The sequence below is a fragment of the Paenibacillus sp. OK076 genome (genome assembly GCF_900110055.1).
In the GTDB taxonomy this organism is placed as follows: Bacteria; Bacillota; Bacilli; order Paenibacillales; family Paenibacillaceae; genus Paenibacillus.
The window spans coordinates 2,374,437-2,400,183 of the sequence record NZ_FOCH01000001.1; the positions used below are offsets into that span (position 1 = coordinate 2,374,437).

Sequence of the window (25,747 nt, forward strand, 5' to 3'; positions counted from 1 at the left end):
TGAATGACAACGAAATGTTATTTCTATTTGTAACGGCTTACTTTATGCTAGATTTCAACACCCGATGAAGAGACAGGATTATGTCTGTACCTACGGTTATGAGGGTTAACCGTTGTGCAGAAGAAAACAAGTTCTTCGGATGTAAGACAGAAGCGCACGTAGAGAACCTTGATGTATTTGTAAGCGGTAACAAAAAAACAGACTAGGAGGAAATCATGTGAGGAAGAGTCGTCGATTCATGTTCACGCTGTTGGTCATTTTATTAATGGTTTCGTCAGTGCCACTCCCTGCCACAGCCTATCAAAATCCGCAAACGTTACCGGATGAATGGGGACAATATGGACTCGGGGACCCCTATGTTTTGAAATTTAATGGATACTATTACCTGTATGTAAGCACAAGAGATACGGACGACGGTGTCAAAGTCTGGAGCTCCAAAGACCTGGTGAATTGGTCGTACCGTGGATTAGCTGCAACAGATCCCATTACGCACGGAGCTTATGCTCCTGAAGTTGTTTACTGGAATGGCATGTTCTACATGTATACATCACCTGCCGGAAAAGGACATTACGTGCTGAGCAGCACAAGTCCTACCGGACCCTTCAATGTAGTAACGGGCAACCTTGGAAAGTCGATTGACGGTAATGTGTTCATTGACGATGATGGCTCGTTCAGCTTCTATCACGCAGCACAGGGCCGCATAGATGCAGCACCGATGAGCAGTCCGACTGAGATCGGAGTGAGTGCGTCAACAGGAGTGGGGATGGGAGGCTGGACGGAGGGTTCAACCGTCTTCAAACGAAATGGAAAATACTATATGACTTATACAGGTAACCATGTATTTAGCAAAGGATATCGGGTCGATGTGGCTGTTAGCACCACAGGTCCGAGGTCCGGATATGTTACGGATAGCACTAACCCGGTATTAATTCGTACAGAGGGTCCAACCGTGGGATTAGGACACAACACTGTAGTAACAGGACCTAATCTGGACACTCACTATATGATGTATCACAATTTGGAAGGTAACGGAATAATTGGACCACTGCGGCATCTGAACATGGACCGAATTGTATGGAATAACGACAAGATGATTGTGCAAGGTCCGACATCAACGGATCAACCCAATCCAGAAATGCCTGTGTTCTATGACTACTTCGATCGTTCTGCAATCGGAAGCAAGTGGTCCAACGTGAACGGTGGTAATTGGGGCATCTACAATCAGGAACTCATGTGGCAAAATTCAATGGGCAGCTCAACTTGGTATAAACAAGTGACCGCTTCGAGCAGCGCGTCGGATTATACAGCTGAATTTAACATGAAGGAAATGAACCGGGGAACGTCCACCAATCCGAGATACGGCGCTACATTCTCCTATACGAATGAGAACAATTACGGTGTTGCGCTGATCAGTTCGAAAAACAAAAGACTTGAGACATTTTTCCGAATTAACGGTGTAGATCAGGCTTGGCAAACATTCGATCTGCCTGCCGACTTCAATTATTCGAAATGGCATAACATACGGATAGAAAAATCGGGATCAACGTTTAAATACTACGTAGATGGTATGTTCAAAGCAATGCGTACCGCCAATATAGGAGCAGGCAAAATTGGTGTTCTGACAGAGGATACGCATGCGGACTTCGGCTATACTGCTTTTAACAACGATGTAAACGGAAGCAGTGCATGGAATGCCTCCAAGCCAATTCCAGGTACAATCGAGGCCGTTCATTATATGAAAGGAGGCGAAGGTGTCGCTTATCACGATACAACGGCTGGGAACCTGGGCGGGGCTTATCGGACTGATGCCGGGGATATTCGCCTGAATAACGAAGGACTGTTCAACTTGGGCTGGAATCAGACCGGAGAATGGTACAAATACAAAGTAAACGTGGAGTCAAGTGGGTATTACAATATTGATTTTCGCATGGCTACTTCTTTGGACGGGGCTCAGATTCGAGTGTGGGATGGTTCGACTGACTTAACGGGTATCGTCAATGTACCTAATACGGGCGGATGGGATAATTGGAAAAGTATTTCCAAGAAAAAGGTCTATTTAAACGCTGGACAACGGGAATTAAAGGTTGAATTCGTAACAGGCGAAGCTGATTTCTCAAGAATGACGTTTCATAAGAATGCTGATGTGACAAGTGTAAGTGATAATTTTAACGACGGCGACGACAATGGATGGACACGGTTTGAAGGAACCTGGGCTGTAGAGAATGGTGAATACAGTGCAGGGAGCACCGGACCTGCCAAATCGACATTTGGGGATACAGGATGGGCGGATTATACGGTCGAGGCGGATATCAAGATGATTGACTCGGGGGGAGATGGGGGTTTACTTGTCAGAGTGTCCAATCCATCCCATGGCACAGAGCTAGGCCAGAACAATTATGATGCTCTACAAGGATATTATGCTTATCTGACCACTAGCGGAGTCAGTCTGGGCAAGATGAATTATAATTGGGCACTCCTCAAGAGCAACGCGCAGTCATATTCCACCAATACCTGGTATCATATGAAAGTTGCCGTTAATGGTACAAACATCAAAGTTTATGTGGATGATATGGTCAACCCGAAGATCGATTATACAGACAACAGCCTGAATCCGTTCACGCATGGCAAAATCGGTGTTAGAACGGCAAACAAGCATACACATTTCGATAACGTATCGGTTACTCCCTGAACCGGAAGCCAAGCGTTGAGGATGAAAATGATTGTAACGAGAACTGGAATGCATATTAAGCCGCCAATTGGCGGCTTTCTTGCTTTTACTATACAAGTTATTGCAACCCGGGAGTGCCTTCCTCTGATCTCCTTCACCACCGTCATTTCCCATTAGCCAATCCAACCCATTTCATTGATAATTGAATGATGGATTCGACAGGAGAGGGTGGTTGGTAATGAAAAGTAGTGATCTGCTGATTGGATCGCATGTATCCTTTGGAGGAAAAGAGATGCTTCTCCAGGCTAGTAAAGAAGCCGCTTCTTATGGTGCATCTACTTTTCTGATGTACACCGGCGCACCGCAGAATTCGAAACGAAAACCTATTTCGCAATATAATATAGAAGCAGGTCATTTGCACATGAAGCAGCACGGCATTTCCAATATTGTCGTGCATGCTCCATTCCTGATTAATCTCGCCAACAGTTACAAGCGAGAGGTGTTTGATTTTAGCGTACAATTCTTGCGGGATGAGATCGAACGAACGGCATCGCTTGGATCAAATCAGCTTGTTCTTCACCCCGGAGCCCACGTAAACGCTGGATTGAACATCGGTATTCGACAAATCATTCGGGGGTTAAACGAAGTATTACAAGACGATAATCACCCGGAGGTACAGATTTCGTTAGAGACGATGGCGGGAAAGGGAACAGAGTGCGGAACAAGCTTTGAAGAACTGGCAAAGATTATCGATGGCGTGCAGCGGAATGAACGGATTTCCATATGTCTGGATACTTGTCATGTTCATGATGCCGGATACGATATTGTTCATCATTTTGATGGGGTACTTGAGCAGTTTGACGAGGTAATTGGCCTTGATCGCTTGAAAGTACTGCACATCAATGATTCCAAGAATGTGCGGGGATCGAGGAAAGATCGCCATGAGAACATCGGACACGGACATATCGGACTCCAGGCTTTGGATTATATCGTACATCATCCCCAGCTCGTGTCACTTCCGAAACTGCTTGAGACGCCGTCGATTGGCAAAATAAAATATAAAAGTGCACCTTATCGACATGAAATTGCCTTGTTAAGAAGAGAGTGCTCCGAACCCGTGCAGAAGGAAGAGGATTCTTTAGAAAACAGTAAATAGAGAGTATTCTAAACATTCGCTCACTCATTCCATGTTTATTCTCACGGGACATATGTTAAAATGGATGTAGAACGTTATTTTATACTAAAAAGGAGGCCGCCATGCAGCCAATAGAGCCTCAAGACATCCAACACCGGATCAATCAACTTCTCGATCAGGACCTATATTTACACCTCGAACTCACGTCAGGTGCTTACGCCAGTCACTTCGATAGCACAAGGCATCCGGGGTCGGCATTCATTTCCAATGCGGTCATACGATATACGCAAGGATCTATCTCGGGCACAGGCCCATACCGAGTTGGTTTAAAAACCACTCACGGCTGGATATACGCTGAAGGACTTACACACATTGACGAGCTGGAACAAGAACGACTCATCCTGGCTGGTCACGATAGTCAAGGAAAGCTGGTTGTAGCTTTACAACTTAGTCGGGAATTGTTCTGATGAAAGCGGAGGATCAAATAAGCATGAATAACAAACAGATTGAACATCAGCGCATTTTAGTTGTGTTTCCCCATCCGGATGATGAAGCATTCACTGCTTCGGGAACGTTGGCGAAGTACATAGAAGGCGGTGCTCAAGTCACTTATGCTTGCCTGACTCTAGGGGAGATGGGACGTAATATGGGCATTCCTCCATTTGCCAACCGGGTCACCTTGCCAATAATCCGTAAGGATGAACTCATAGAGTCCTCCAATGCGATTGGTATTCAAGACTTAAGGATGCTCGGTTTTCATGATAAAATGATCGAGTTTGAAGACCCTGAGCTGCTAGATGGCCACATTTTGGCGCTCATCAAGGAGCTTAAACCGTCACTGGTCATTACGTTCTATCCCGGGTATAGCGTACATCCCGATCATGATGCAACCGGAGCTGCGGTTACGCGAACGATTGGCCGATTACCCGCTGAAGAGAGACCTATCGTCTACTGCTGTGCATTCTCGAACAATCACGAGGAGAGCATCGGGAAAGCGGATGTGATTGAAGACGTGAGCGGATTCCTTGCCAAGAAAATGGCGTCGATTCGAGCTCACCGTTCACAATTCCAAGCGCCGGAACTTGTCGGCAAGGGGAAATTGGACGATGAACAAATCCGAAATCGGTTTGGAAGAGAAGCATTTTGGACCTATAAGTTCGATTAATTTTACAATCTGTACAATCTAATTCACGTAAAAAGTCGCCATTATGGCGACTTTTTTTCGTTTTAAACATGTGATGTTGTTTGAGTGTTAATTGGAGTGAGGGAGATAATCTGATGAGTTCCTGCAAAGAGTGATACAATTGAAAGAACTTCGTTCTACAAACCAATGAGTCGGTTTCAACTCCCATGACAGAGAATGAGGAAACCCATGAAACGACACGGCCGCAAACAGAAAATTATGATTTGATATCAGGGGGGGAGACCAAAAATGCGAAGCAAACGAATTATTCGAATTACTGCGATACTCATTTTACTTTTGCTCATATCATGCATCGCATTTGTTTATGTGAATGACAGACCTGGCGGACTAGCCGATCGGCGCATGTCCAAAGCAATGGGAATGAGTGAAACGATGCATATTCCTATAGGGAAAACTGCTGAAGAAGCGATTCAGAAGTTTAGAAATAATGATAATTCATTACACATCATTCATCAAGAACCGGTAGACGGGGGCATAATTTTGTTTAAACAAAAATCCGGCCAAGAGAATAACAGCAATCTTCAGATGGAGTATGCTCGGAAAATAATATTCGGATGGAAGTGGGCTTGGGGTGGCGGATATTCTATTGGTGAATCATCTCAATTCACGTCTGCAATGGATTATATGAGCATACCTGAATTGAATCATATATCGACACCTTTCCCTATGCTGTTTGGACATATATTAGACCCAGCTATTCAGCGTGTAACTGTCGAGTTCGAGGGGGATGAGAAACCAGTAGTTACCGAAGGCAAGATGGTTGAGGTGGGGCCGGAAAGCATAATCTGGTTTGTATCACTACCCTCGTCCGCAACAATTCCGTATGAAATAAAGGGATTCAACGAACATGGAGAGCTCGTCACCCATAAACAAATGGATGACCCGAATGGCATGGGTTCCATGGTTGTTGGAGAGCTTTAATGAGTATTCGTACGGAATCTGCGAGTAGGGCGGGGATCGTCAAGTTTGGAAAACAATAAAAAGGGAACAACCCACTGTTGAGGGTTGTTCCCTTATACGTTGCAAGGAAATTCGAGTTTACAAAAAAATAAGCAAAAGAATTCCGACGACAAAGCAATAGTATGAAAAGTAAATCAAGTTCCCTCTTGCCATAATTCCCATGAACCATCTCATTGAAAAGTAGGTTACGATAAGGGTCGTAATGAACGCTAAAATGTAAGGGATAGCCAACTGCGCTCGGTGCGGATCGGTTACGATGTCAGAGGCACCTAAAATTACCCCGCCGATGCTAATCGGAATGTAGAGCATAAAGGAAAATTTCAACGCCGTTTCGTGTTTCATCCCTACAGCAATAGATGCAATGACTGTTGCACCGGAGCGGCTTATTCCCGGAATAAGAGCCACTGCTTGAGCCAGACCCACCAGTATGGCGTCTTTCACAGACAAATCTCCATCTCTTTTGCGCCCACGAAGGTTTCGAATGAGCCATAGCGCAACCCCTGTAATCAGTAAACTAATCGCAACCGTATAGACAGAAGTGAAGATTTCCTCAATTTTATCCTTGAACAGCACAGCCCCGATCGCAGCAGGCAGGGTACCAATAATTATGTATACACAAAACATAAAATCTGCTCTGTACTCCGCATTGCGAGAAACTAGGAATCGCCAGCCTCCTACAATAAGCTTTTTGATATCTTCCCGAAAGATAAACATAATGGCAATCAGTGAGGCGGTGTTCGTCAAAATTTCAAAGGATAATCCGTTCTGCTCCATGCCAAGCAATCGTTGAACGATAATCAAATGACCGCTTGAAGAAACCGGAATAGGCTCTGTAGCCCCTTGTACGATACCTAATAACACATATTTCAACCATAAAATAAAGTCTTCCATTATATCCTCCTACTTATTATTTTCGATTGGCTTTGACATATTTCAGTTGGGCCACAATGATGACACTAATAATCACCAAAAGGAACCATGAACTGATCTTGCTAAAACTGACCAGCTGCCAGGAATCATGCTGGTCGGGGTATTTCCAGCCGTTAAAAAATGTAGCTATATTTTCAGCGGTCCAGATGAAAAAACCGACGATGATAAAAGCGAGTGTTAACGGCATTCGATAGGTAGTTAATCGTACCCGATAGATAATCCATGTTTTTCGAAAAACAATAAATACAAGAGCGGTCAACCACCAACGGAAATCGGGAATAAAATGATGTGTGAAAAAGTTGATATAGATGGCTCCCCCTAACAGAACCGAAGATGCAAATCCCGGCCAGCCTGTCATGTCCATACGCAATCTGCGCCATATTTGACACATAAAGCTTGCTACACTTGCATACATAAATCCGCTATAAAGAGGGACACCAAAGAGCTTGGTATAACCAGGCTCAGGGTATGACCAGGAACCCATCCACACCTTATACATCTCCAGTACCAATCCAATCACGTGAAATATACATATAACTTTGATTTCATCACGTGTTTCCAATCCGCTCCGGTACATAAGGTATTGGACTGTTAATAAAACAAGCAGAATGGCATCATAGCGATAAAGAAAGGGTATCTGAATTACGCTAGAAAGGGCCAACGTTCCAAAGATCGCCACAGGAAAAATGCAACTCATCGCCTGATGATAACCAAAATGCAGGAGCTGTACTAAAGGTTTCAAGTTATGCTTATCTCCTTCCCAAGCCTTGTTCATAATAATATAGATATGGTCCGATTGTAAAAAGAGAAAAAAAGATCTATATATTTTCCTATTTTCAATTCGAGCTTAATCAAATACAAATAAGGCCCCTCGTCACTGGAGGGACCTGGTTTTTGCGCTAATTCAATTATGCATTTTCAGACAACTTGTAGGCAGATTTAATCGTATGTTCGATGAGCGTCGCAATCGTTACTGGACCAACCCCGCCCGGTACAGGTGTAATTGCTGAAGAAGGAACGAAGCAAGCTTCGTAGTCCACATCTCCGACATTGCCTTTGTTATAACCTGCATCAATAACGACAGCGCCTGGTTTAATCCAGTCTCCTTTAACAAAGAGGGGTTTGCCTACGGCTGCGATAATGATATCGCCAAGCTTCACGATTTCCTCCAGATTCACGGTTTTGGAGTGGCAGGTCGTCACCGTTGCATTCCGGTTTAGCAGCATGGCTGAGACAGGTTTGCCCAGAATTGGACTTCTTCCGATGACAACTGCATGTTTGCCCTCGATCTGAATATTGTAGAAATCCAGAATACGCATAATAGCCTGTGGGGTACAGGAAGGGAATTCGGCTTCTCCAAAAGCATTAAGTGCGAAACCAAGGGTCGTTACACCATCAACGTCTTTCTCGATGCTGATGGCATCAAAAGCTGCTCTTTCATCGATGTGATTCGGTACAGGGTGCTGAAGCAAAATACCGTGTACAGAAGGGTCTTCATTGAGCTTGTTAATTTCTTGAATCAATTCATCTGTGGTGGTATCCGCAGAAAGAACGACCTTAATGGAATGCACGCCTAAGCGCGCACAAGCATTTCCTTTCATACGCACATAGGTTGCTGAGGAAGGATCATCTCCGACGAGAATGGTAGCGAGACAAGGCTGAATGCCTTTTTCCTTCAGAATAGCAACCTTCGAGGCCATGTCTTCCTTCATAAAATCCGCTACCGTTTGTCCATTTAAGATCAGTGTGTCAGTACTCATTTTCACATCGCCCTTTCAACATAAAAAAGAGGCAAGGAAATAAATATTCCTTACCTCTGCCCAGGCGTACGGCTTATTACAAAACCATATGCTCCCTCACGGTTCACCGTGTTCGCCAGTTACATATGATCGTTTAAATTGTTTAGATTGATAGTACTTGAAAAAGAAGAATTGTTCAATAGTTAATGGATTTCACTTTGATTTGTATGGGGGATTAGTTTCCCGGGTAGCCACAATCTTCGTCATATAGTTGATAACGATTATCAGTTGTGATATATTGTTAACCAGTAAACTATTTTATATTGAATTCCTGTATTAGTTTAATCATTTAAAGTTTTTTTATTGTTTATTAGTAAATAAGGAGCGATAACTGAATGGATTCAAACGATCGAACTAAACAGTTAGTGTATGACCAATTTATTCGATTTTTACATGTATATGAGAATCACAAAGATACGGAAATTGAACATTTTCTAAGTATCGCCCAGCGGGAAAGCATCGACAAAATCCCTCAGCACCTGACCGCGGTTCATATGATAGATTGCATTGGCAAGCATGAGCCTATTAACAACACAGGTATTGCCGACGCGATGAATTTGTCCAAAGCAAGCATTACCAAGATCGGCAACAAACTGCTGGAGGAAGGCTTCGTCAAACGTACGAAAATGAATGACAACAAGAAGGAGAGCTATTTCCGGTTGTCGCCGCAAGGAAAAAAGATCTTTGAACTACATGAACGTTTACATGTGCTTGAGGCTGAACGGTTCTATCGTGCTTTGGACAAATATTCGGAACCGGAGCTGAAAATCATACATCAATTTCTTCAAGACAGCAGCATGCATATGGAATCCAGATAAACTGAAGGAGAGTGAAACACTTGAGTCTGGCAGCATTGATCAGGGAACGAAGAAGTATTCGTAAATGCAATTCTGCACCGGTGGAGCAGGAGTTGGTTGTTGAATTGCTGCACAAGGCCACACGACTTCAACCATCTGTTGAAGCTGGGTCATGGCGTGTTGTTTATGCCGGTACTCCCGAAGCACGCAAACGGTTGGTGGACTGCATGCTGGAAGAGATGTCGCAGAGCAAACTCGGCAAGTTGATTCCGGGAAAACTGCTGGATGTGTTTAAAAAGAGGTTTACCGATATTCCTGCTCACGTCATTGTTATGTCGACTGTAGGACCGGATCGTCTGACCAATGACCGCAATTATGCGGCTGCCTGCGGGATGATGCAGAGCTTCCAACTGTTGGGCTGGGAACAAGGGTTAGGAATGCTGTGGGATACAGAGTCCATGATTCAGAATGAAGGCTTTTTCAGAGGAATTGGACTGCGTGAGGATGAAAGATTTGTTGGCATTCTTCATATGGGATATTACGACAAAGCGCCAAGAAGCCGAAAAAGAACACCAGCTGAGCAGAAGTGGACTGTATTGCAGGGTCAGACTACATAGAAGGGGAGGATGTAAAAATGGAATTGACCGATCTGCTAGGAAGCATACACAGTCCAAAAGACTTTTTGGATCGACCGGTGTCGCAGGAGCTAATTCTCGAATTGCTCAATCACGCGGTCTGGGCGCCAAATGATGGACTCCGTGAGCCGTGGCGATTTATTTTTGCCGATAACCGTAATGGGAAACTCATGCAGGGATTGCAGGAGTACGCTCCAGCCTATCTTCTTGTCCTGGTGAAGGAAGAGGCGGATCATCATAAGCGGGAAGAGGACTTTGCAGCCGTCTGCTGTCTGATCCAAAATTTCCGTTTGCTTGCCCATGAACAGGGCCTGGGTGTGCGCAGTACGTTGCATGACTGGATGTACGACCGGAGTCGTGCTGAAACGTTCGGCGTGCTGGGCAATGAGCGCATTGCTGCGGTTCTGGAATTGGGATATGGCACTGAACAGCCCGAAGGGAAAGCTGAGATAACTGAACCTCAGCTTCAGTTCGAACTGTTGTAGCGTGCAAGATGTAGGGAAGAGAAATCAAATGAATGAGGAACGTCAATGCCTTGATCGGGATTGTCGTTCTTTTTTTATGGGGTGTGTATCCGATTTGTAATTTACAAGTTAGCTAGAACGGATTCACACGACTAATCGAGAGATTCATCTATTTTATATAAATGATATTTCTATAATGTTTTAATTTCCTTGTTATACGAATTAAATTGTGTTCTATTCTGTAAAGTAGATAAATCACCATCTAAATTCTTCAGGTTTGGAAGGAAAGCTGCGGCGGCTGAGCAAAGCAATGGGAGCAGGCCCAAAGACAAGAATAAGAAAGGCAGACCATAGAGTTCTGCAACCGCTGCACCTGCAAAAGCACCTACAGGCTGTAGTCCACCACCAATGAGAAACCGTATTGAGTTGACTCGGCCTTGCAGAGGTCCAGGGACAAGCGTGCCATGCAATGAGGAACTGAGAGAACTAAAGAAAGGTCCTGCTGCACCAGCAGCACATAAAGCAACGAGCGCAAACGGGTAACTTGGGAATACGCCCAGTAAGGCGTTAAAAAGCCCAATGGCGGCTAGGCTGCACAGCATGACTGTCCGTCGTCTTTTGATTTCACCTATCCACGAGATGACCAAAAGTCCTATTAATGTGCCACATGCTGAAGCCGTGGTGAGTGTACCCATAGCAGCGGCATCCCGATCTAACACTTCGCGAACAAAAGGAATCATCATCGTCCAGATCGCTACAGAAGACATGTTGCTGATCGAAACCATTCCCATAATCGAAAGCATGGCCGGGAAGCTACGATAAAAGGAGAAGCCTTCATGGATATCTCTGAGATAAGCCTTAATTGAAAAGGAGGACTTGGCTGCTACTGGCTTCTGCATTGTGGGCAGATAGAGCAACGTGACAATGGCGGCGGTGTAACAAACGGCGTTAATGCCCAGCGTTGGCAATGCCCCAGCTATGGCAGTAAGTGCTCCGGCTAAGGCTGGGCCCAACAATGCAGCTGCATTACGGCAACCGTCGATCACCGCGAATGCACGCACCAGTTTGCGTTCATCTGATACTCCGGGAACAATGGCCATTGCGGTGGGCATGAATAGGGCAGAACATGCTCCGCTTAGTCCTGCGGCCAGAAAAAGGTGCCATAATTGCAAGTGGCCTACGAGTCCCAGAGTCAGAGGTAATAAGAGAGCAAGCAACCTAACAGAAGCAAGCACTGCCATGAACCGCCCACGGTGTAACCGATCGGATAACGGCGAGCCAAGCAATCGAATGACCACTTCTGGAATACTAAAACTTAGTGCCATCGCACCCATGGCCATCTTAGATGCGGTTATTTCATAAACAAGCCATTCCATAGCCAGAAGACCAAATACGTCACCAAATGAACTCAGAGTGACCGTAGCTAGTAAACCATAATAACTGCGCTTAAGCATGAGTGTTCCTCCGTGTGTGTAGGTTAAAGGGCATTATCATCATTCTTCAATATAAGCTGAGATCTGTTCCGAAAGCTTGTTGAGTGCTTCAAGACGTAAGCTGTAAGAGGTCGTTTTCTGGTTATAATGCACGATGACAAGCCCCGCTGCCCTCAATGAAATCAGGTGGTAGTGTACTGTGCTCTTAGAAAGTTTAACCTCGCTTACAATCTCAGTGAATGTTAACTGCTTTCCAGCCAACAGGCGGAGGATGTATAATCTGGTCTCATCGGACAATGCTCGTGTTAGACGCAATAACCGATGTTCAGGCCGGCCCGTTGCTGGTGGGAGAATATCGGCAGAGTAACTGGTGAAAATCACTTCATCAAAGATGGCTGAGGTGACAAAGGGACGAGCATGATATTGAGGGATTAGAATCACTTGTTTGAGGAGAGGGGTAGGGTATAGACGCATACCTTCCGTTGCTTCCTCATAGACCTCAAGATCATTGGTTCCGTTAAGACTGGACCGTCTGGTTTCAGCTTCTAAGGCAAGGCCTTCGATAATCGCCGAATCGATTTGACTGAAATAGTGGGCATCCCATTCACGTAGCGCTTCGGATGTCCGACTGCGCAGTTCCGGGAGATTGGAGGGAACGGACAACTTCACGTTAGCAGCGATGTCATATAGCTGGCCTGTGGTTAGGTCTTCAAGCCAATCCAAAAAACCACTAACTGACCGTTCTCCAGGACAACTCCAAATATAAGGTGCAAGGCTAAAATCGCCTACAAGTTTCATCGTCTCCCGCATTTGTTGCAGTTTGGTAGGTGCGAACCGATCTTGTACTTCTCTGACCCATAGTTTTCCAGCATCCAGAGCATTGTGATTCTGTTTGCTCATGAAAACCGTCAGGCTGCTTACACATTCATAAATGGGCGCGAAATCAACTTCCACTTTGTAGTTCATAGCTCGAATTTTCCCCTCGTCTTTCTTGTTCTATATTTATAGAACTACTAATTTGTTTCATTGTATACGAACAGTTAAAAGTTTGCAACAAAAATGCCCAAAGAGTTACCTATTCTCTTCAACGAAAAAAGACGTTCCACGGGTGGGCGAGCACCTGAAGAATCGTCTTTATGATTTATACTGACAGCAAAATGAGCAGTCCGATTTTAAAATAACTGATTTATACTCTCACTCTCCAAAAGTGTATATTGAAATTTTAATCTTGGATGAGTGCTGCGATCTGATCTTTCACTTTTACATTACTTAATCCCCCGTGGTAACAAATGACAGATGTAATGTCGAGATCTGCATACTTTTTCAACGAGAGCTTTGCTGCATTCATATCCGGTGTAGTCGGAGCGTGAATTCCCCCAAGCATACCGTCTACACTGTATATGGAGTCCCCAGCAATGAGCGTTTTACTTTCCTTCAAATAAAGACTGATATGACCGGGTGTGTGCCCAGGCGTGTGAATAACGCGAATCCCGCCGCAAAACGGCAGTTCCTGACCATCTATTAAAGTAATGTTCACTGTGCCCTTGGGGGGATTGTTCAGGTGACTATCTTTGATCAGAGGCAGTTCCCCTTGGATGTACGGCTTATCCAGTTCGTGTGCATATACTTTAATAGCGTTGCCACGTGTCTGCAAAATCTCCGGAAGATTCCCTATATGATCCACATCCTGATGGGTCAAAATCACCGCATTTAGTTGGTCTATCGAAGCGCCAGCCTGCTCTATTGCCACACGTAAATCCTCAAATTGACCTGGAAAACCAGTGTCTATTAGAATAGTCATTTCATGATCCTTTAAAAGAATAGGGTGGATCACATTCCCGTGATAGTCCAGATGGAGCATTTCGACTCCCTTTGAAATTTCCATAATATTCGTCCTCCGTAGAAAGAAATTGATAAGTAAAGTATCTCTTTGTAAACGAATCAAGTTCCTAAAAAGATATGGGATAGAAAAAAGGGAAGGGGAGGATATAACTTCTTAAAAAAAGTGTTAAGATGACATTTTGAGATATAGACAGTTCCTTCAAAAATAAAATTAATGGTAAAATAAAAAAAAGGAGGGGAGATCATTTAGCTTACACAGCTACAATAATTTGAGCAAAAAACTGAATTCAAAATGGTAAACTTTTATTATTGAGTAAATACACAGATGGTATAGAAATGTTGGAGGTGCAAGGTCATATTGAAGAAATTAATCTTGGCAACACTATTATTCTTAACGAGTTACGTATTATTCTCATCAAATTCAACGGAAGCTTCAACAACAGTTAAAACCGCTGTACATACCTATAAAGGTCAACCGTATGTTCAAATTAGTGGTGGAAATGCAATAGTTATAAAAAAAATAAATGATACTTTAAAGGAACATACAGTAGAAGTAGCTAATGGCAATAAGGCACTCCAACAGAATAATAGTGTAGCTTGGTACAAAACGAGCGTGAAAACAACGTACAATAATAATAAAATATTATCTGTAGCTTACACAGATGGACTTAATTACAGCGATGATAATATAGGAACATATGTATCCATTATTTATAATTTTGATCTTGCAACAGGTGACCAAATTACATTATACGATGTAGTAGATTCTGATCAAAAAAAGGCCAATCTTATGTCTATTTTATCTCATAACCTTCAGCTCAAGTATAATAAGGGAATTACAATTTATGAAAAGAGTATATATGATATTCCAATAAACTCTTCCACACCATTTTATTACTACGATAATGGTATAATTGTTCGATTTTATCCCTCTCAAGTTGCAGAATTGTCAGAGGGATTCATAGATATAAAGGTTCCATTCTCACAGCTAAATGAAGAAATAAATAGATTGGAGCCTCTTAGCACTTATTTAGATTATCTCCAAAACAATGTGACTGATTATGTTGATACTGAGATCGAATATTTTAATGGATACAGTATAAGGAATAGTTATCAACTCTTAAATGGTGAAGTATGGAAGCAAGTTGAGCCGAATTTTTTTAGCCTGCAATCCTATTCGTTGTATCCGAAAGTACGCATATATAAAGATAAAACACGCTATTATATGTGGGTTGAGGGTACAGATGACGCAGTAGAAGTTGAGAGGATTATATAATTTCCAAGCATAGCATTTATTTTCTCAGCCGCCCTTCTGGGCGGCTTTTTACATATTTGTTTTCTTGTAGGTACAAGTCGATTTTTAGAAGGAAAGCAGACATAAATCTAAACTTATTAGAGATTAATCTATAGTTTATCAGGTTTTTATGTAACCGCTATCATTCTATAATTTAGTCAGAAAGGAGGTTAAAGGAAAAAAGTGTCAATTGTTAAGAGAACTTCAACCGAGAATGAGACGAAAGTAGTAGATAGGACAAATACAATCATATTGGGAGGTATAATATGTTTAAATTTGGCAAAAAAATGTTGACGGTCGTGTTGGCAGCTTCCATGAGTTTTGGGGTCTTTGCGGCAACCTCAAGTGCGACAGATTATTGGCAAAATTGGACCGATGGCGGCGGAACAGTTAATGCTGTTAATGGATCAGGCGGTAATTACAGTGTAACATGGCAAAATACAGGGAACTTTGTAGTTGGTAAAGGCTGGAATGTGGGATCTCCAAACCGGACAGTTAACTATAATGCAGGTGTCTTTGCACCATCCGGCAATGGGTATTTGACACTCTACGGGTGGACAAGAAATGCACTCATTGAATATTACGTTGTAGATAGTTGGGGAACGTATCGACCAACCGGAACTTACAAAGGTACAGTAAACAGTGATGGTGGCACGTATGATATTTATACAACGATGCGATACAACGCACCTTCTATTGATGGCACACAAACCTTTGCCCAGTACTGGAGTGTAAGGCAGTCGAAGAGAGCGACTGGGGTCAACTCTGCGATTACATTCAGCAACCATGTGAACGCCTGGAAAAGCAAAGGAATGAATCTGGGTAGCAGCTGGTCCTATCAAGTATTGGCGACAGAAGGATATCAAAGTAGCGGAAGTGCCAATGTAACGGTGTGGTAAGTGATCCAAATTAAGCCATTTTATGAAAGTGAAACAGTTTCTTATACATTAGGGATAGGCTCAACACCTTTTCCTCAGTTCTACCATTAGTCCGGATATGTTGAAGGCCGTTTCAGTCAAATAAACGGTCTTCGACGTTGCCGGATGCGAATGACAGGCATCATAGCCTATTATTTTCCCATTAGCTTAAAGGAGATTTTTCAATGAGAAAGCTATTAATGTTTTTTTTAATAGCAATAACGGTAGTAATCAGTGCTTGTTCGCAGCAGGATAAACCTAAAAAAGAAGATAATCTTGTATTCGTGGAAGGCGGGACGTTTAAGAGCAGCAAGTCATTTTACGCTGGAAAAGGTGTGACCTTTCAGAACTTTTATATCGGGAAATATGAGGTAACTCAAAAAGAGTGGGAAGATGTCATGGGGAATAACCCCTCTGGATTCAAAGGAGATCAATTACCAGTAGAAATGGTGAGTTGGTATGACGCAATAGAGTATTGCAATCAAAGAAGTATAAAAGAGGGCTTAAAGCCGTATTACAACATCGATAAGGATACGCAAGACCTGAATAATAAGAATGAGAACGATAATATAAAATGGACAGTGACCATTAATGAGGGAACTAACGGTTACCGACTGCCTACAGAAGCGGAATGGGAATATGCCGCAAGCGGAGGTCAGGAGAGCAAGAATTACACATACAGCGGCAGCAACAACGCCGATGAAGTCGCATGGTATTGGAAGAACGCCGGGGACAAAATCTTAACTGGAGACTGGAACTGGCCTGCCATAGAGAGCAACAAAAACAAAACCAAATCGATTGGTACCCAAAAGCCCAACGAGCTTGGAATCTACGATATGTCTGGCAATGTAAGAGAATGGTGCTGGGACTGGTACAGCGATGCTGAGAGTCAAATCGCTTCATTTCGGGTTGTGAAGGGCGGGGGCTGGATCGGCGGTCTCAACAATAACGAGATCGCTTTTCGAGGCAAATTCGATGCAAATGGTTTTGGTCCGGATCAGGGTTTTCGTGTGGTTCGCGGAGAATAGTCTAAACGTTGTAAAGCAACCAAATATTTTAGGACGGCCTCATATGCTGCAAAGTAGGTCGTTGAACTTAAAGAGATGCCCAGGCTAATGTAGATTAGCTAGGGCATCTCTTTTTGAAATGCTTGTATTTCATTCTAATGCACAGGATCGGAAATGTGATGCATTGTTTGTCGTACAAATCCACCCTTTATTTTGCAGGATCAAAAAGTATCCTACGATACAAAAATGATCGGATCATACAAAAAAGTGCGTACTGTTCAACGATCAGGACACCTGATAATCTAACATTCGAAGGGCAAGTTGAATCGTCGTTCGATATAAAATCGTACTGAAGGGGTGGGGAACATGCCAGCATATCAGCTTCACTTGAAAGATAAACGGATCGTATGGGGAAATGAAATAGATGTTGAGTCCCACATTGGAGCATATTCACAGGACTCGATTAGATCACGCGAGAATGGGGCTTTGGATTGGAAATTGCCTGACGGCATATATAGAGCAAAAGAGGTCGTCATAGAGCTGGATAAACTGCTTGAGGCAATACTGGTTCAGCTGGGTGAACCGATAAGCGGTGATCCTTCGGTGTTATTGGATAGCCTTCAAGCCAATTTGGCGATCTCCGGTGATCTTTCATCACTACCGCTTGGACCTTTAGCTTTGAAGGATAAAGCGGGTGTTGAAATTACGGCACAGGCGGCACGCATTGGTGAACAATTGGTCCTCTGGGCAAGAGAGATTAATACTGAAAAGAGGGCACTGGCGCAATATGGACCGGAAACCCTTGGAGAACTGGAATTTAGAAGTCATTGCTACGGTCATACCCTAATACCGGAAGCAATTGCTCAGGTTTGGGGACCTGCTGGGGGACCAAGAGTTATGCAGTTATATAATGAATACTTGCACCAATTTGTATTGCTGCGGGATGCATTACTTCCCTTTGCCAATTGGGAACAAGTCCCGTTTGAAGTCAAGGAACACACACAATTCAAAGGATTACGTTTTCTGGAGCCTGCCCGTAAAGTCTTTTTAACTCAATTGCTCGGGAAGGAATTAACTCACAAGGGGATTGTCCAGTATGCACAGAGTGTGCTTAGCTCAGGTTTGACCTCTGCTGGTTACGGCTTTCAATATCCTTTGGGGACCATATTGCCAGCTGGCTTGGGAGAGTCGGCTGGCGAGGCTACACGTTATCTTCTCAAGTGGCATCCGGTACAAACCATTAAGACTGAAGAGACACAAGATATAGTTGCCATCTCATTCGAATATGAATATGACGATTATTATGCAGCACCACGTAACGAAGCAAGAACGGGTATACCTGGCAGCAAGGATCACCTTGACATTTCAGAAGATCAAAGTGATCTTCCATCCATCGCCCGGTTGCTTCCGAATACAGAGTCAGATCGAACAACCGTGCGTTTCAGTGTGGAGAGAGAAGGTCATGCATCATCTAGTGTGGATCTCGGTCAGCTTTTCAGGGGACACCGATTTTCATATCGGCCTGAAAAGGACAACCATTCCAAGGATGCTGCTGTGAAGCGAACATCGACCAGTATTCATCAGGTAGCAGACATTCTGTCGTATTCCGGATTGGTGACAAATACGGATAATGGAGTCCATGTCATACCAACAGGCGGAAATGAACTTGTACAGTGGGCTTTGTTAGGTAAGCTGTATCCCGAAAATGTGGTGTTATTGGACAAAGGAGATCAAGAGGAGCTGGAAGCAGCTTTGGTTTCTGGGAAGGGGTATGGAACGCAATTTCTGGTGTTGTAATGCCTTAAACCATTCATGACAGATGAGATGACGGCGGCAGCGTATACGTACAGAGCTGCTGCCGTCAAATTTATGAATACATTAATTTACGTTAACGATGTCGCGGCGAGAGTCATCATTGTCGCAGGATACTTCGTCGGGGAATTTCTCGATATAAGTCGTGCCAAATTTGCACAACATCTGCAGCATGGGGGCCAGTTCCTCACCCAGATCGGACAAATAATATTCTACTTTTGCTGGTGCAACCGGATAGACCTTGCGAATAATCAGACCGTCGCTTTCAAGCATTCTGAGCTGCATCGTAATCATGCGTTGGGTTGCGTCCGGAAGAAGTCGCTGTAGTTCATTAAACCGAATGGGACCTTTAGTTAAGTGATTGAGTATAGAAATTTTCCACTTGCCGCTAAGTAAGCTCATGACAATTTCCGAGGTACAGCGATAGGTTTTATTTCTAAAGTTAATCATCCTCCAACACATCTCTTTCACTTTGGTTTTGTACTCCCCACTCACATAAACCTTCCAGAACGGGTAATAACGTTTCCGCTTTATCAGTCAGTCTGTACTCGACTTTAGGCGGGACTTGAGGATACTCTTTCCGTTCGACCATACCATCCGCTTCCAATTCTTTTAGTTGAGAACTCAGTGTTTTAAAGGTAATTGCTCCAATTTGTCTTTTCAGTTCATTAAAGCGTACCGGTTGGTTTTCTGCCAAAAGATAAATAATGACCATCTTCCATTTGCCGCCAATGACAGACAATGTATAGCCAAAAGGCGTATCTTGAATATGTTTAACCTTGCCGTGATATTCAGCCATGCTCATATTTATGCTATCCTTTCGGGTAGTACCTGTCATAATAGTGCGTACTACTTTTTGATTTGCGTTCAGTTTATACTAACCTTACTTTGAAGTAAAGGAGAGAAAAACATGAATCAAAAAACAATACGTCTGTTAATGCCCCAATGGCAAGGGGGGAATAATCCTAACTACTCTTTTGGGGCGGAACTGCTTGCCTGGCTGGCTCCTGATAATGATCAACCCCTGATTCAAGTTCCTGTACAAGCATATGATGGAACTCCACTGGAAAATGAGAACGGTATAAATGGGAGAAAACAGCTCATTGAACAATTGGAAGCAGCCGAGCATATTATTTATGCTCACAAGCCTGACCGCATCGTTATGTTTGGCGGAGACTGCTTGGTCGAACAAGCTCCGTTTGCCTATTTAAACGAACGGTATCATGGAGAATTAGGCTTGATCTGGATCGATGCGCACAGTGATTTGGTTGGTTATAAGGGATATGATAACGGACATACGCTACCTCTGGGGAATCTTTTGGGAGAAGGGGATGAGGAGTTTGCAAAACATGTAAAAATCCCTTTGAAACCTGAAAATGTCTTTATCGCAGGGTTGGCGACACCTACAGAACAGGAGGGAGAAGTGATCTCAGAAGCGTTTGAACGATTAGGTATAACGACTGCAGAATCAGATACTGAAATGATTCAAAGACTTGGCATAAAAACTGCCGGAGCCGAAGAATTAACGAAAAGTACAGCATCCATCAAAGAGTGGATCAAAGAGAGTGGCATTAAACATCTGGCTATTCACCTGGATCTAGATGTGCTTGATCCAAAGGCTTTTCGCTCCTTGTTATTCGCGAATCCTGAAGGACCGTATATGTTCTCTCCTGCGGGAAGCTTGCAAATCCCTCAGCTCCTTCACTTGCTCAAAGAACTATCGGAAGAAGCTGATGTCGTGGGATTGGGTATAACCGAGCATATGCCATGGGATTCAATTAACTTGAAAAACTTGCTGGGTGAAATACCTATTTTAAATAAATAATATGATTTCATATACTCATCAACCCAATTATTATATTAGAGTAATAGGCTGACCCCAAAATACACTAAACACTTTATCATTGTGTGAAGTGTATTTTTTGGTGACTGTACGTGAGATAAAACCTTAAATAACATTGGGGTGCTGAGGATTTGAAGCTATGGCTGGTGATCTGGGGTGCTTTGTAAGACACCATTGGTCATTCACCTACATACATTATCTCAGGACAAATGACTATTGAAGTCAGTCATGGAGGTATTTAATCTTATGTCAATTAATCATCATTCGAATACAGCACATCCTTATTGGATCGAGAACGTGGGCGGGAGAGAAAGGGAAGCCATGATTCCTCATCCTGTAGTTGTGGAGGTTAGGCAAGTCGCATCCAATCAGATTGTAGTGACGTACGATCAGCCAGCGGATTTAGCATCAGCAACCAACATATCGAACTATTGGATAAGAAGTAACATGTCTAGTCCATCGGATATAGCCAGTGTAGGAATGGGAGAAGCCATCACGAAAGATAATTCGATTCGCGCTGATCGGGGGATGATAACTCCTATTAATAATTCCAAAACGAGATTTGTTATAACCTTCAACGTTAACGCGACTATGGGAGTACTTTATATTTTGCTTCCATGCTTTGTCAATTTGGAGGGTGAATCTGGTTTTTCCGGTGGAAATTGGGGACCGTTCAGCAGAAATATGTTTATTGGGTTGTAGTAAACCGTTGAGTATGGCATGAACACAAAAAGTCGCCAGAAATGGCGACTTTTTTATCAATATACAGGGTCAGATATCAAGTTTACGTGTACCAAGCCATTTCACCATTTCTGGGTCGTTATGAGAAAAGAACAGACTCTGCTTCGTATCTAATGCAGTAATCGATTCCATATCATTTTGGCTTAATTCAAAGTCAAAGATATTGAAGTTCTCAACAATTCTCTCTTTACGAACAGACTTCGGAATGACCACGATTTCTCTTTGTGTCAACCAGCGTAATACGACCTGAGCAACGGATTTATTTACTTTTTTCGCGATGGATACTAACACTTCATTCTGGAACAGATCATTTCTGCCTTCAGCAAAAGGCGCCCAGGATTGAATCTGAACATGATTCTCTTTCATAAATGCAGCACTCTCGATTTGTTGATTGAAAGGGTGCGTTTCAACCTGGTTTACCGCAGGAATTACCTCATTATGAATGATTAGATCGATCAGACGATCCATCTGGAAGTTGCTAACTCCAATGGCATGGACCTTTCCTTCACGATATAATTCCTCCATAGCGCGCCAAGAGCCATGCACATCCCCAAATGGCTGATGAATTAAATACAGGTCCAGCACATCCAATTGCAATCGTTCCAGAGATTTCTCGAATGCTTTTTTAGTATTTTCATATCCGGTATCCTGAACCCAAAGTTTCGTAGTGATAAATAACTCTTCTCTTGGTACGCCACTTCGTTTAATAGCTCGACCAACGGCTTCTTCATTTAGATACGAGGCAGCTGTATCAATCAGGCGATATCCTGCCATAATGGCATCATAAACGCTTTGTTCGCATTCATTTTGATCTGCAATTTGATAAACACCAAAACCCATAATGGGCATCTCTACACCATTGTTAAGTATTACTTTTTCCATGTTAAAGCCCTCCTTCTTATAGGTTTATTATGTACCCAATCATACTTCTAGCGTTATATCATTCATACCAAATGTTTGCCTAATTATCTCACAGGACGTATAAAATTGATTTTTGACCTTCAAGTAAAAGACTTCTATTCTGCTCGAATAGAAGTCTTTGCATCTCCCTCTGAAATTCCCATTTTTCAACCGACCAAGCCAATCGAAAGAGCTAACTTTTCTGTTTACAGCTTGACCCAGGCCACCAGCCCATCGGGTTGATCTGGGTTAATACCATGGCGTTCGGCATTTGCCAAAGCAGCGATTTGCGAGATGAAAATGAATGGGATCCCCCGTACCGCTGTATTAAGCGGATGACTAGTTGTGATCTCAAGGTCGATGAACTCCTGCGGGATGCCCATAGCCCGATCGGCAAACGTAATAATGGTGGCTCCACGCTCCTTAATATCTCTCAACAGATTGCGCTGATGCTCCATACCACTGTCCGACAAGGCGGCGATCACTAAAGTATCCGAACCCACAGTGACCATAGGCCCGTGCCGAACGTCAAGAAGATGGTATGCGTGGGCATGTGTCTTGGCAATCTCGGTCAGAGCGATGGCACCCTCGGCTGCCAGCCCTTGAAGTTCACCGTCTGCGAGCAGGACTGCGTTCGTCCAATTGAAGTCGGAGACGCGGCGGATACTGTCCTCTACACGTGCCATGTAGGCTTCACCTTGATGAATCGCTTCCTGCATATCGATAATCAGCTCCTCATCACCAGCAAGAAAAGCGGCAAGCAGCAGATTGGCTGCATACAGATTGGTTACGGTGCGGGTCTGGCAAACGCTATGGTCAAAAGCCCAGGGCAGTTCCAGAGGGAAGTCGGCGCTTTTGGATAACGGCGAGTCCGTTACACAAGAAATCGTTAATAAAGGAATACGTTGATCGGACTGGAGTAAACGCAGCGCTTCAACGACCTCACTCGTACTGCCAGATCGTGACGGCGCTATGATCAGGCTGCCCTCCAGCATGGGACGATAGCGGTCTGCATGGAGCATGAGATCACCGGCGGCAAGTGACATTGCAGGCAGGCCGGCACGCAAACGGAAGGAAAAAGCAGCCGCTTCGCTCAAGCAATAGCTGGACCCGGCGCCAACAAGGGTTACAGAGGTAATCCCTTGCGCTTGGACAAAGGCAGTAAATTCCGTGCGCTTGGCCAGTACATAGTTGTAGGTCTGCTGCAGGGCCTTATATTGTTCTTTTACTTCACGATACGTCAAACTCATAAAAATACCTCCCGGGAATGGTTTAGATTGATAACTTCAGTTTGTGATCTTTTCGATCAAATATATATTTAAATGATTGTGTTAATCATAATTATGCCTTTATAACCCACTGAATTGCAATAGTTTTCCAAAATAATGATTGATTTAATCAAATAAAAAGATTATTATGATCACAAGCTAGAAATTATCAAATGTTTCCCAGTCTCATCTGACCCGTGAAGGGAGGTGCAGGATCGTTCAAATCGTCGCGAGCGACGAAACCTTAAAAGGGGGAATGGATATGCCACTGATCTCGTCCACTGAAATGCTGCAAACCGCTCGCAGGGACCATTACGCCATCGCTGCATTTAACGTTCATACCCTGGAGATGCTTCAGGCTGTCGTTGAAGCGGCTGTAGAAACCGAATCACCGCTCATTATTCAAACTACGGTGGGCACAGTCAATCACTTGGGTCCGGATTACATTGCTCATGCGGCTAAGACCGCATCGGACTTAACGGATATCCCCATCGCACTTCATTTGGATCACTGCACTGATTTTTCAACGATTATCCGATGCATACGAGCAGGTTATACCTCCGTTATGATCGATGCATCCATGTATCCTTTTGAAGACAACGTGAACCTAACTCGTAAAGTAATGGAGGTTGCCCAGGCATCTGGCGTAAACGTGGAGGCGGAGCTTGGCAAGGTCGGCGGCGTTGAGGATGATATTGTCGTTGAGGAACAGCATGCTTCCCTGGCCGATCCGGAAGATTGCATGCAGTTTGTTGAACGCACCGGCGTAACGACCCTCGCTCCTGCGATCGGAACCGCACACGGTATTTATAAAGGAAAGCCGAACATAGATTTTGAACGAATTGAAAGCATTGCGAATCGAGTATCGGTTCCTTTGGTACTGCACGGTGGTTCGGGCATTCCAGCTGAACAGATTCATCGGGCGGTTGCACTGGGGATGTCCAAGGTAAACATAGCCACAGAGCTGCGTATTGCTTTTTCCGAAGCTATCAAAGATGTATTTGTAATCCATCCGGAAGAGAATGATCCACGTAAATACATGGCTCCGGCGAAGGAAGCAGTTAAACGGCTTGCCATGGAGAAAATACGGTTATGTGGAAGCACTGGCAAAGCCGGCGTAGTCCGATGATTACCACGGTCACACTCCATGCGGCCATCGACCGGACGTTGTACGTTGACCAGTTTGGCGTAGGTCAAGTGCATCGGGTGACAAGACAGGTTAATGAGCCAGGTGGCAAAGGCAATAACGTAGCCAAGGTGATCCGGCAGCTCGGCGGTGAAGTCACAGCTACAGGCATTATTGCCGGTAATAACGGTGTATTTATTGAGAGAAATCTGACTGAACGGGGGATACCGACTGCTTTTATCCAATCAGCGGGAGACTCACGAGTCTGCCTCAACATTGTGGATGATTCCAGTGGTACCTCTACCGAGCTGCTTGGGCAGGGTCCAAATATGTCAGAAGCTGAAGTTGAAGCGATCAAGGAAAAAGTACAGGAGCTCGCCATCCAGTCTAGTGCAGTTATTATGTCTGGAAGCTTACCCCCAGGTGCACCGGACACATTGTACGCAGAACTGATTTGTATTGTCCGTTCAGCAGGCGCGAGAGCCTTTCTGGATACAGGTGGAACAAGTTTCAGCATTGGGCTGAGTGCAACGCCCCATTTCGTGAAGCCAAATGAGCTGGAACTGGCCGAGTGGCTGGGGCAGAAGCCGAGAGACGTACACGAATGGGTCCGTGCAGCGCACATGTTGGCGGATCAAGGCATTGACGAGGTGTGCATAACACTCGGCAGTGACGGTGCTTTGGCTATTTTAAACGGAAAAGCATATATGGTGAAGCCGCCATCCATTCAGCCTGTGAATACGGTAGGTTGCGGAGACTCTTTTGTTGCCGGCATGGCATATGCAGGAGAGCGCGGCGATTCGGCCGAATCCAGACTGCGTACGGCTGTCGCTGCTGCTGCTGCGAATGCAATGTCTTCCAAAGCAGGTGACATCGACTATGTTCTCTTTGAGGAGTACGAACATCAGGTGCAAATTATACCTTTATGATGATTGAAGGTTTGGAAAATTGGCTTCATATCCCTCATGAATA

Annotated in this window: 26 protein-coding genes and 1 riboswitch; of the genes, 16 read left to right on the forward strand and 10 right to left on the reverse strand. The window is 44.0% G+C overall.

Features of this window, described 5'->3' with window-relative positions:
- Nucleotides 1–217 precede the first annotated feature (217 nt).
- The 5 genes from BMY78_RS10600 to BMY78_RS10620 all read left to right on the forward strand — a co-directional run bounded on the left by BMY78_RS10600 (nt 218) and on the right by BMY78_RS10620 (nt 5,928).
- Nucleotides 218–2,689, forward strand: coding sequence for a family 43 glycosylhydrolase (locus tag BMY78_RS10600; protein WP_256222046.1), 2,472 nt, complete (start codon nt 218–220; stop codon nt 2,687–2,689).
- Nucleotides 2,690–2,906: 217 nt separating this feature from the next.
- On the forward strand, nt 2,907–3,824 hold the full coding sequence (locus BMY78_RS10605; protein WP_177185702.1) for a deoxyribonuclease IV: 918 nt from the start codon (nt 2,907–2,909) through the stop codon (nt 3,822–3,824).
- A 101-nt stretch (nt 3,825–3,925) separates the two neighbouring features.
- Nucleotides 3,926–4,270, forward strand: coding sequence for a YojF family protein (locus BMY78_RS10610; RefSeq protein ID WP_024631702.1), 345 nt, complete (start codon nt 3,926–3,928; stop codon nt 4,268–4,270).
- 23 nt (nt 4,271–4,293) lie between these two features.
- Nucleotides 4,294–4,968 carry a bacillithiol biosynthesis deacetylase BshB2 gene (gene bshB2, locus BMY78_RS10615; protein ID WP_090902303.1) on the forward strand — a complete coding sequence of 225 codons (675 nt, stop codon included), beginning with the start codon at nt 4,294–4,296 and terminating at the stop codon, nt 4,966–4,968.
- Nucleotides 4,969–5,235: 267 nt separating this feature from the next.
- Entirely contained in the window at nt 5,236–5,928 is a 693-nt protein-coding gene (locus BMY78_RS10620; protein ID WP_090897797.1) for a hypothetical protein, read from the forward strand.
- Nucleotides 5,929–6,045: 117 nt separating this feature from the next.
- Here BMY78_RS10620 and BMY78_RS10625 read toward each other — a convergent pair whose 3' ends face one another.
- The 3 genes from BMY78_RS10625 to BMY78_RS10635 form a co-directional block, all read right to left on the reverse strand.
- Nucleotides 6,046–6,858, reverse strand: coding sequence for an undecaprenyl-diphosphate phosphatase (locus BMY78_RS10625; protein WP_090897800.1), 813 nt, complete (start codon nt 6,856–6,858; stop codon nt 6,046–6,048).
- Nucleotides 6,859–6,874: 16 nt separating this feature from the next.
- Complete coding sequence (locus tag BMY78_RS10630) at nt 6,875–7,672, reverse strand: DUF817 domain-containing protein (protein ID WP_371129129.1); 798 nt, start codon at nt 7,670–7,672, stop codon at nt 6,875–6,877.
- 133 nt (nt 7,673–7,805) lie between these two features.
- Complete coding sequence (locus tag BMY78_RS10635) at nt 7,806–8,657, reverse strand: bifunctional 5,10-methylenetetrahydrofolate dehydrogenase/5,10-methenyltetrahydrofolate cyclohydrolase (RefSeq protein WP_090897806.1); 852 nt, start codon at nt 8,655–8,657, stop codon at nt 7,806–7,808.
- Nucleotides 8,658–8,708: 51 nt separating this feature from the next.
- Nucleotides 8,709–8,790: riboswitch (ZMP/ZTP riboswitch) on the reverse strand.
- 241 nt (nt 8,791–9,031) lie between these two features.
- Between BMY78_RS10635 and BMY78_RS10640 the strand changes: the two genes are divergently transcribed.
- From BMY78_RS10640 to BMY78_RS10650, 3 genes are read left to right on the forward strand one after another with little or no spacing between them, the layout of a single operon-like run.
- Entirely contained in the window at nt 9,032–9,514 is a 483-nt protein-coding gene (locus BMY78_RS10640) for a MarR family transcriptional regulator (protein WP_090897809.1), read from the forward strand.
- A gap of 11 nt (nt 9,515–9,525) precedes the next feature.
- Complete coding sequence (locus tag BMY78_RS10645; RefSeq protein ID WP_256222047.1) at nt 9,526–10,110, forward strand: nitroreductase family protein; 585 nt, start codon at nt 9,526–9,528, stop codon at nt 10,108–10,110.
- Between the two features lie 17 nt (nt 10,111–10,127).
- Nucleotides 10,128–10,613 carry a nitroreductase family protein gene (locus BMY78_RS10650; RefSeq protein ID WP_090897815.1) on the forward strand — a complete coding sequence of 162 codons (486 nt, stop codon included), beginning with the start codon at nt 10,128–10,130 and terminating at the stop codon, nt 10,611–10,613.
- Nucleotides 10,614–10,783: 170 nt separating this feature from the next.
- On the opposite strand, the gene BMY78_RS10655 is transcribed toward BMY78_RS10650, so the two are convergent.
- The 3 genes from BMY78_RS10655 to BMY78_RS10665 form a co-directional block, all read right to left on the reverse strand.
- A complete protein-coding gene (locus tag BMY78_RS10655; protein ID WP_090897818.1) occupies nt 10,784–12,046 on the reverse strand; it encodes an MFS transporter in 1,263 nt (420 codons plus the stop codon).
- Nucleotides 12,047–12,085: 39 nt separating this feature from the next.
- Nucleotides 12,086–12,991, reverse strand: coding sequence for an ArsR/SmtB family transcription factor (locus BMY78_RS10660; RefSeq protein WP_090897820.1), 906 nt, complete (start codon nt 12,989–12,991; stop codon nt 12,086–12,088).
- A 256-nt stretch (nt 12,992–13,247) separates the two neighbouring features.
- Entirely contained in the window at nt 13,248–13,910 is a 663-nt protein-coding gene (locus BMY78_RS10665; protein ID WP_090897822.1) for an MBL fold metallo-hydrolase, read from the reverse strand.
- 315 nt (nt 13,911–14,225) lie between these two features.
- Between BMY78_RS10665 and BMY78_RS10670 the strand changes: the two genes are divergently transcribed.
- The 4 genes from BMY78_RS10670 to BMY78_RS10685 all read left to right on the forward strand — a co-directional run bounded on the left by BMY78_RS10670 (nt 14,226) and on the right by BMY78_RS10685 (nt 18,882).
- Entirely contained in the window at nt 14,226–15,143 is a 918-nt protein-coding gene (locus tag BMY78_RS10670; RefSeq protein ID WP_090897825.1) for a hypothetical protein, read from the forward strand.
- A gap of 284 nt (nt 15,144–15,427) precedes the next feature.
- Nucleotides 15,428–16,060, forward strand: a complete 633-nt coding sequence (locus BMY78_RS10675; protein ID WP_090897828.1) for a glycoside hydrolase family 11 protein — start codon at nt 15,428–15,430, stop codon at nt 16,058–16,060.
- A 203-nt stretch (nt 16,061–16,263) separates the two neighbouring features.
- Complete coding sequence (locus BMY78_RS10680; RefSeq protein WP_090897831.1) at nt 16,264–17,106, forward strand: formylglycine-generating enzyme family protein; 843 nt, start codon at nt 16,264–16,266, stop codon at nt 17,104–17,106.
- A gap of 345 nt (nt 17,107–17,451) precedes the next feature.
- A complete protein-coding gene (locus BMY78_RS10685) occupies nt 17,452–18,882 on the forward strand; it encodes a hypothetical protein (RefSeq protein ID WP_090897833.1) in 1,431 nt (476 codons plus the stop codon).
- Nucleotides 18,883–18,963: 81 nt separating this feature from the next.
- Here the strand turns inward: BMY78_RS10685 and BMY78_RS10690 are convergent, their stop codons facing one another.
- Nucleotides 18,964–19,347 (reverse strand): winged helix-turn-helix transcriptional regulator, encoded by a 384-nt coding sequence (locus BMY78_RS10690; protein WP_090897836.1) that lies wholly within the window; start codon nt 19,345–19,347, stop codon nt 18,964–18,966.
- Entirely contained in the window at nt 19,340–19,702 is a 363-nt protein-coding gene (locus tag BMY78_RS10695) for a winged helix-turn-helix transcriptional regulator (RefSeq protein ID WP_090897839.1), read from the reverse strand. The genes BMY78_RS10690 and BMY78_RS10695 overlap by 8 nt, the downstream gene beginning before the upstream one ends.
- Nucleotides 19,703–19,807: 105 nt before the next feature.
- Here BMY78_RS10695 and BMY78_RS10700 point away from each other — a divergent pair, with 105 nt between their 5' ends.
- Both BMY78_RS10700 and BMY78_RS10705 read left to right on the forward strand, forming a co-directional pair.
- A complete protein-coding gene (locus BMY78_RS10700; protein ID WP_090897842.1) occupies nt 19,808–20,722 on the forward strand; it encodes an arginase family protein in 915 nt (304 codons plus the stop codon).
- Nucleotides 20,723–20,986: 264 nt separating this feature from the next.
- Entirely contained in the window at nt 20,987–21,442 is a 456-nt protein-coding gene (locus BMY78_RS10705; protein WP_339852364.1) for a hypothetical protein, read from the forward strand.
- A gap of 69 nt (nt 21,443–21,511) precedes the next feature.
- On the opposite strand, the gene BMY78_RS10710 is transcribed toward BMY78_RS10705, so the two are convergent.
- Nucleotides 21,512–22,363, reverse strand: coding sequence for an aldo/keto reductase (locus tag BMY78_RS10710; protein WP_090897846.1), 852 nt, complete (start codon nt 22,361–22,363; stop codon nt 21,512–21,514).
- Nucleotides 22,364–22,587: 224 nt separating this feature from the next.
- Nucleotides 22,588–23,631 carry an SIS domain-containing protein gene (locus tag BMY78_RS10715; protein ID WP_090897849.1) on the reverse strand — a complete coding sequence of 348 codons (1,044 nt, stop codon included), beginning with the start codon at nt 23,629–23,631 and terminating at the stop codon, nt 22,588–22,590.
- A gap of 280 nt (nt 23,632–23,911) precedes the next feature.
- On the opposite strand from BMY78_RS10715, the gene fba reads away from it, so the two are divergent.
- Together fba and BMY78_RS10725 are read left to right on the forward strand one after the other, a co-directional pair.
- Nucleotides 23,912–24,778, forward strand: a complete 867-nt coding sequence (gene fba / locus BMY78_RS10720) for a class II fructose-1,6-bisphosphate aldolase (protein WP_090897852.1) — start codon at nt 23,912–23,914, stop codon at nt 24,776–24,778.
- Nucleotides 24,742–25,704, forward strand: a complete 963-nt coding sequence (locus tag BMY78_RS10725; RefSeq protein ID WP_090902309.1) for a 1-phosphofructokinase family hexose kinase — start codon at nt 24,742–24,744, stop codon at nt 25,702–25,704. The genes fba and BMY78_RS10725 overlap by 37 nt, the downstream gene beginning before the upstream one ends.
- Nucleotides 25,705–25,747 lie beyond the last annotated feature (43 nt).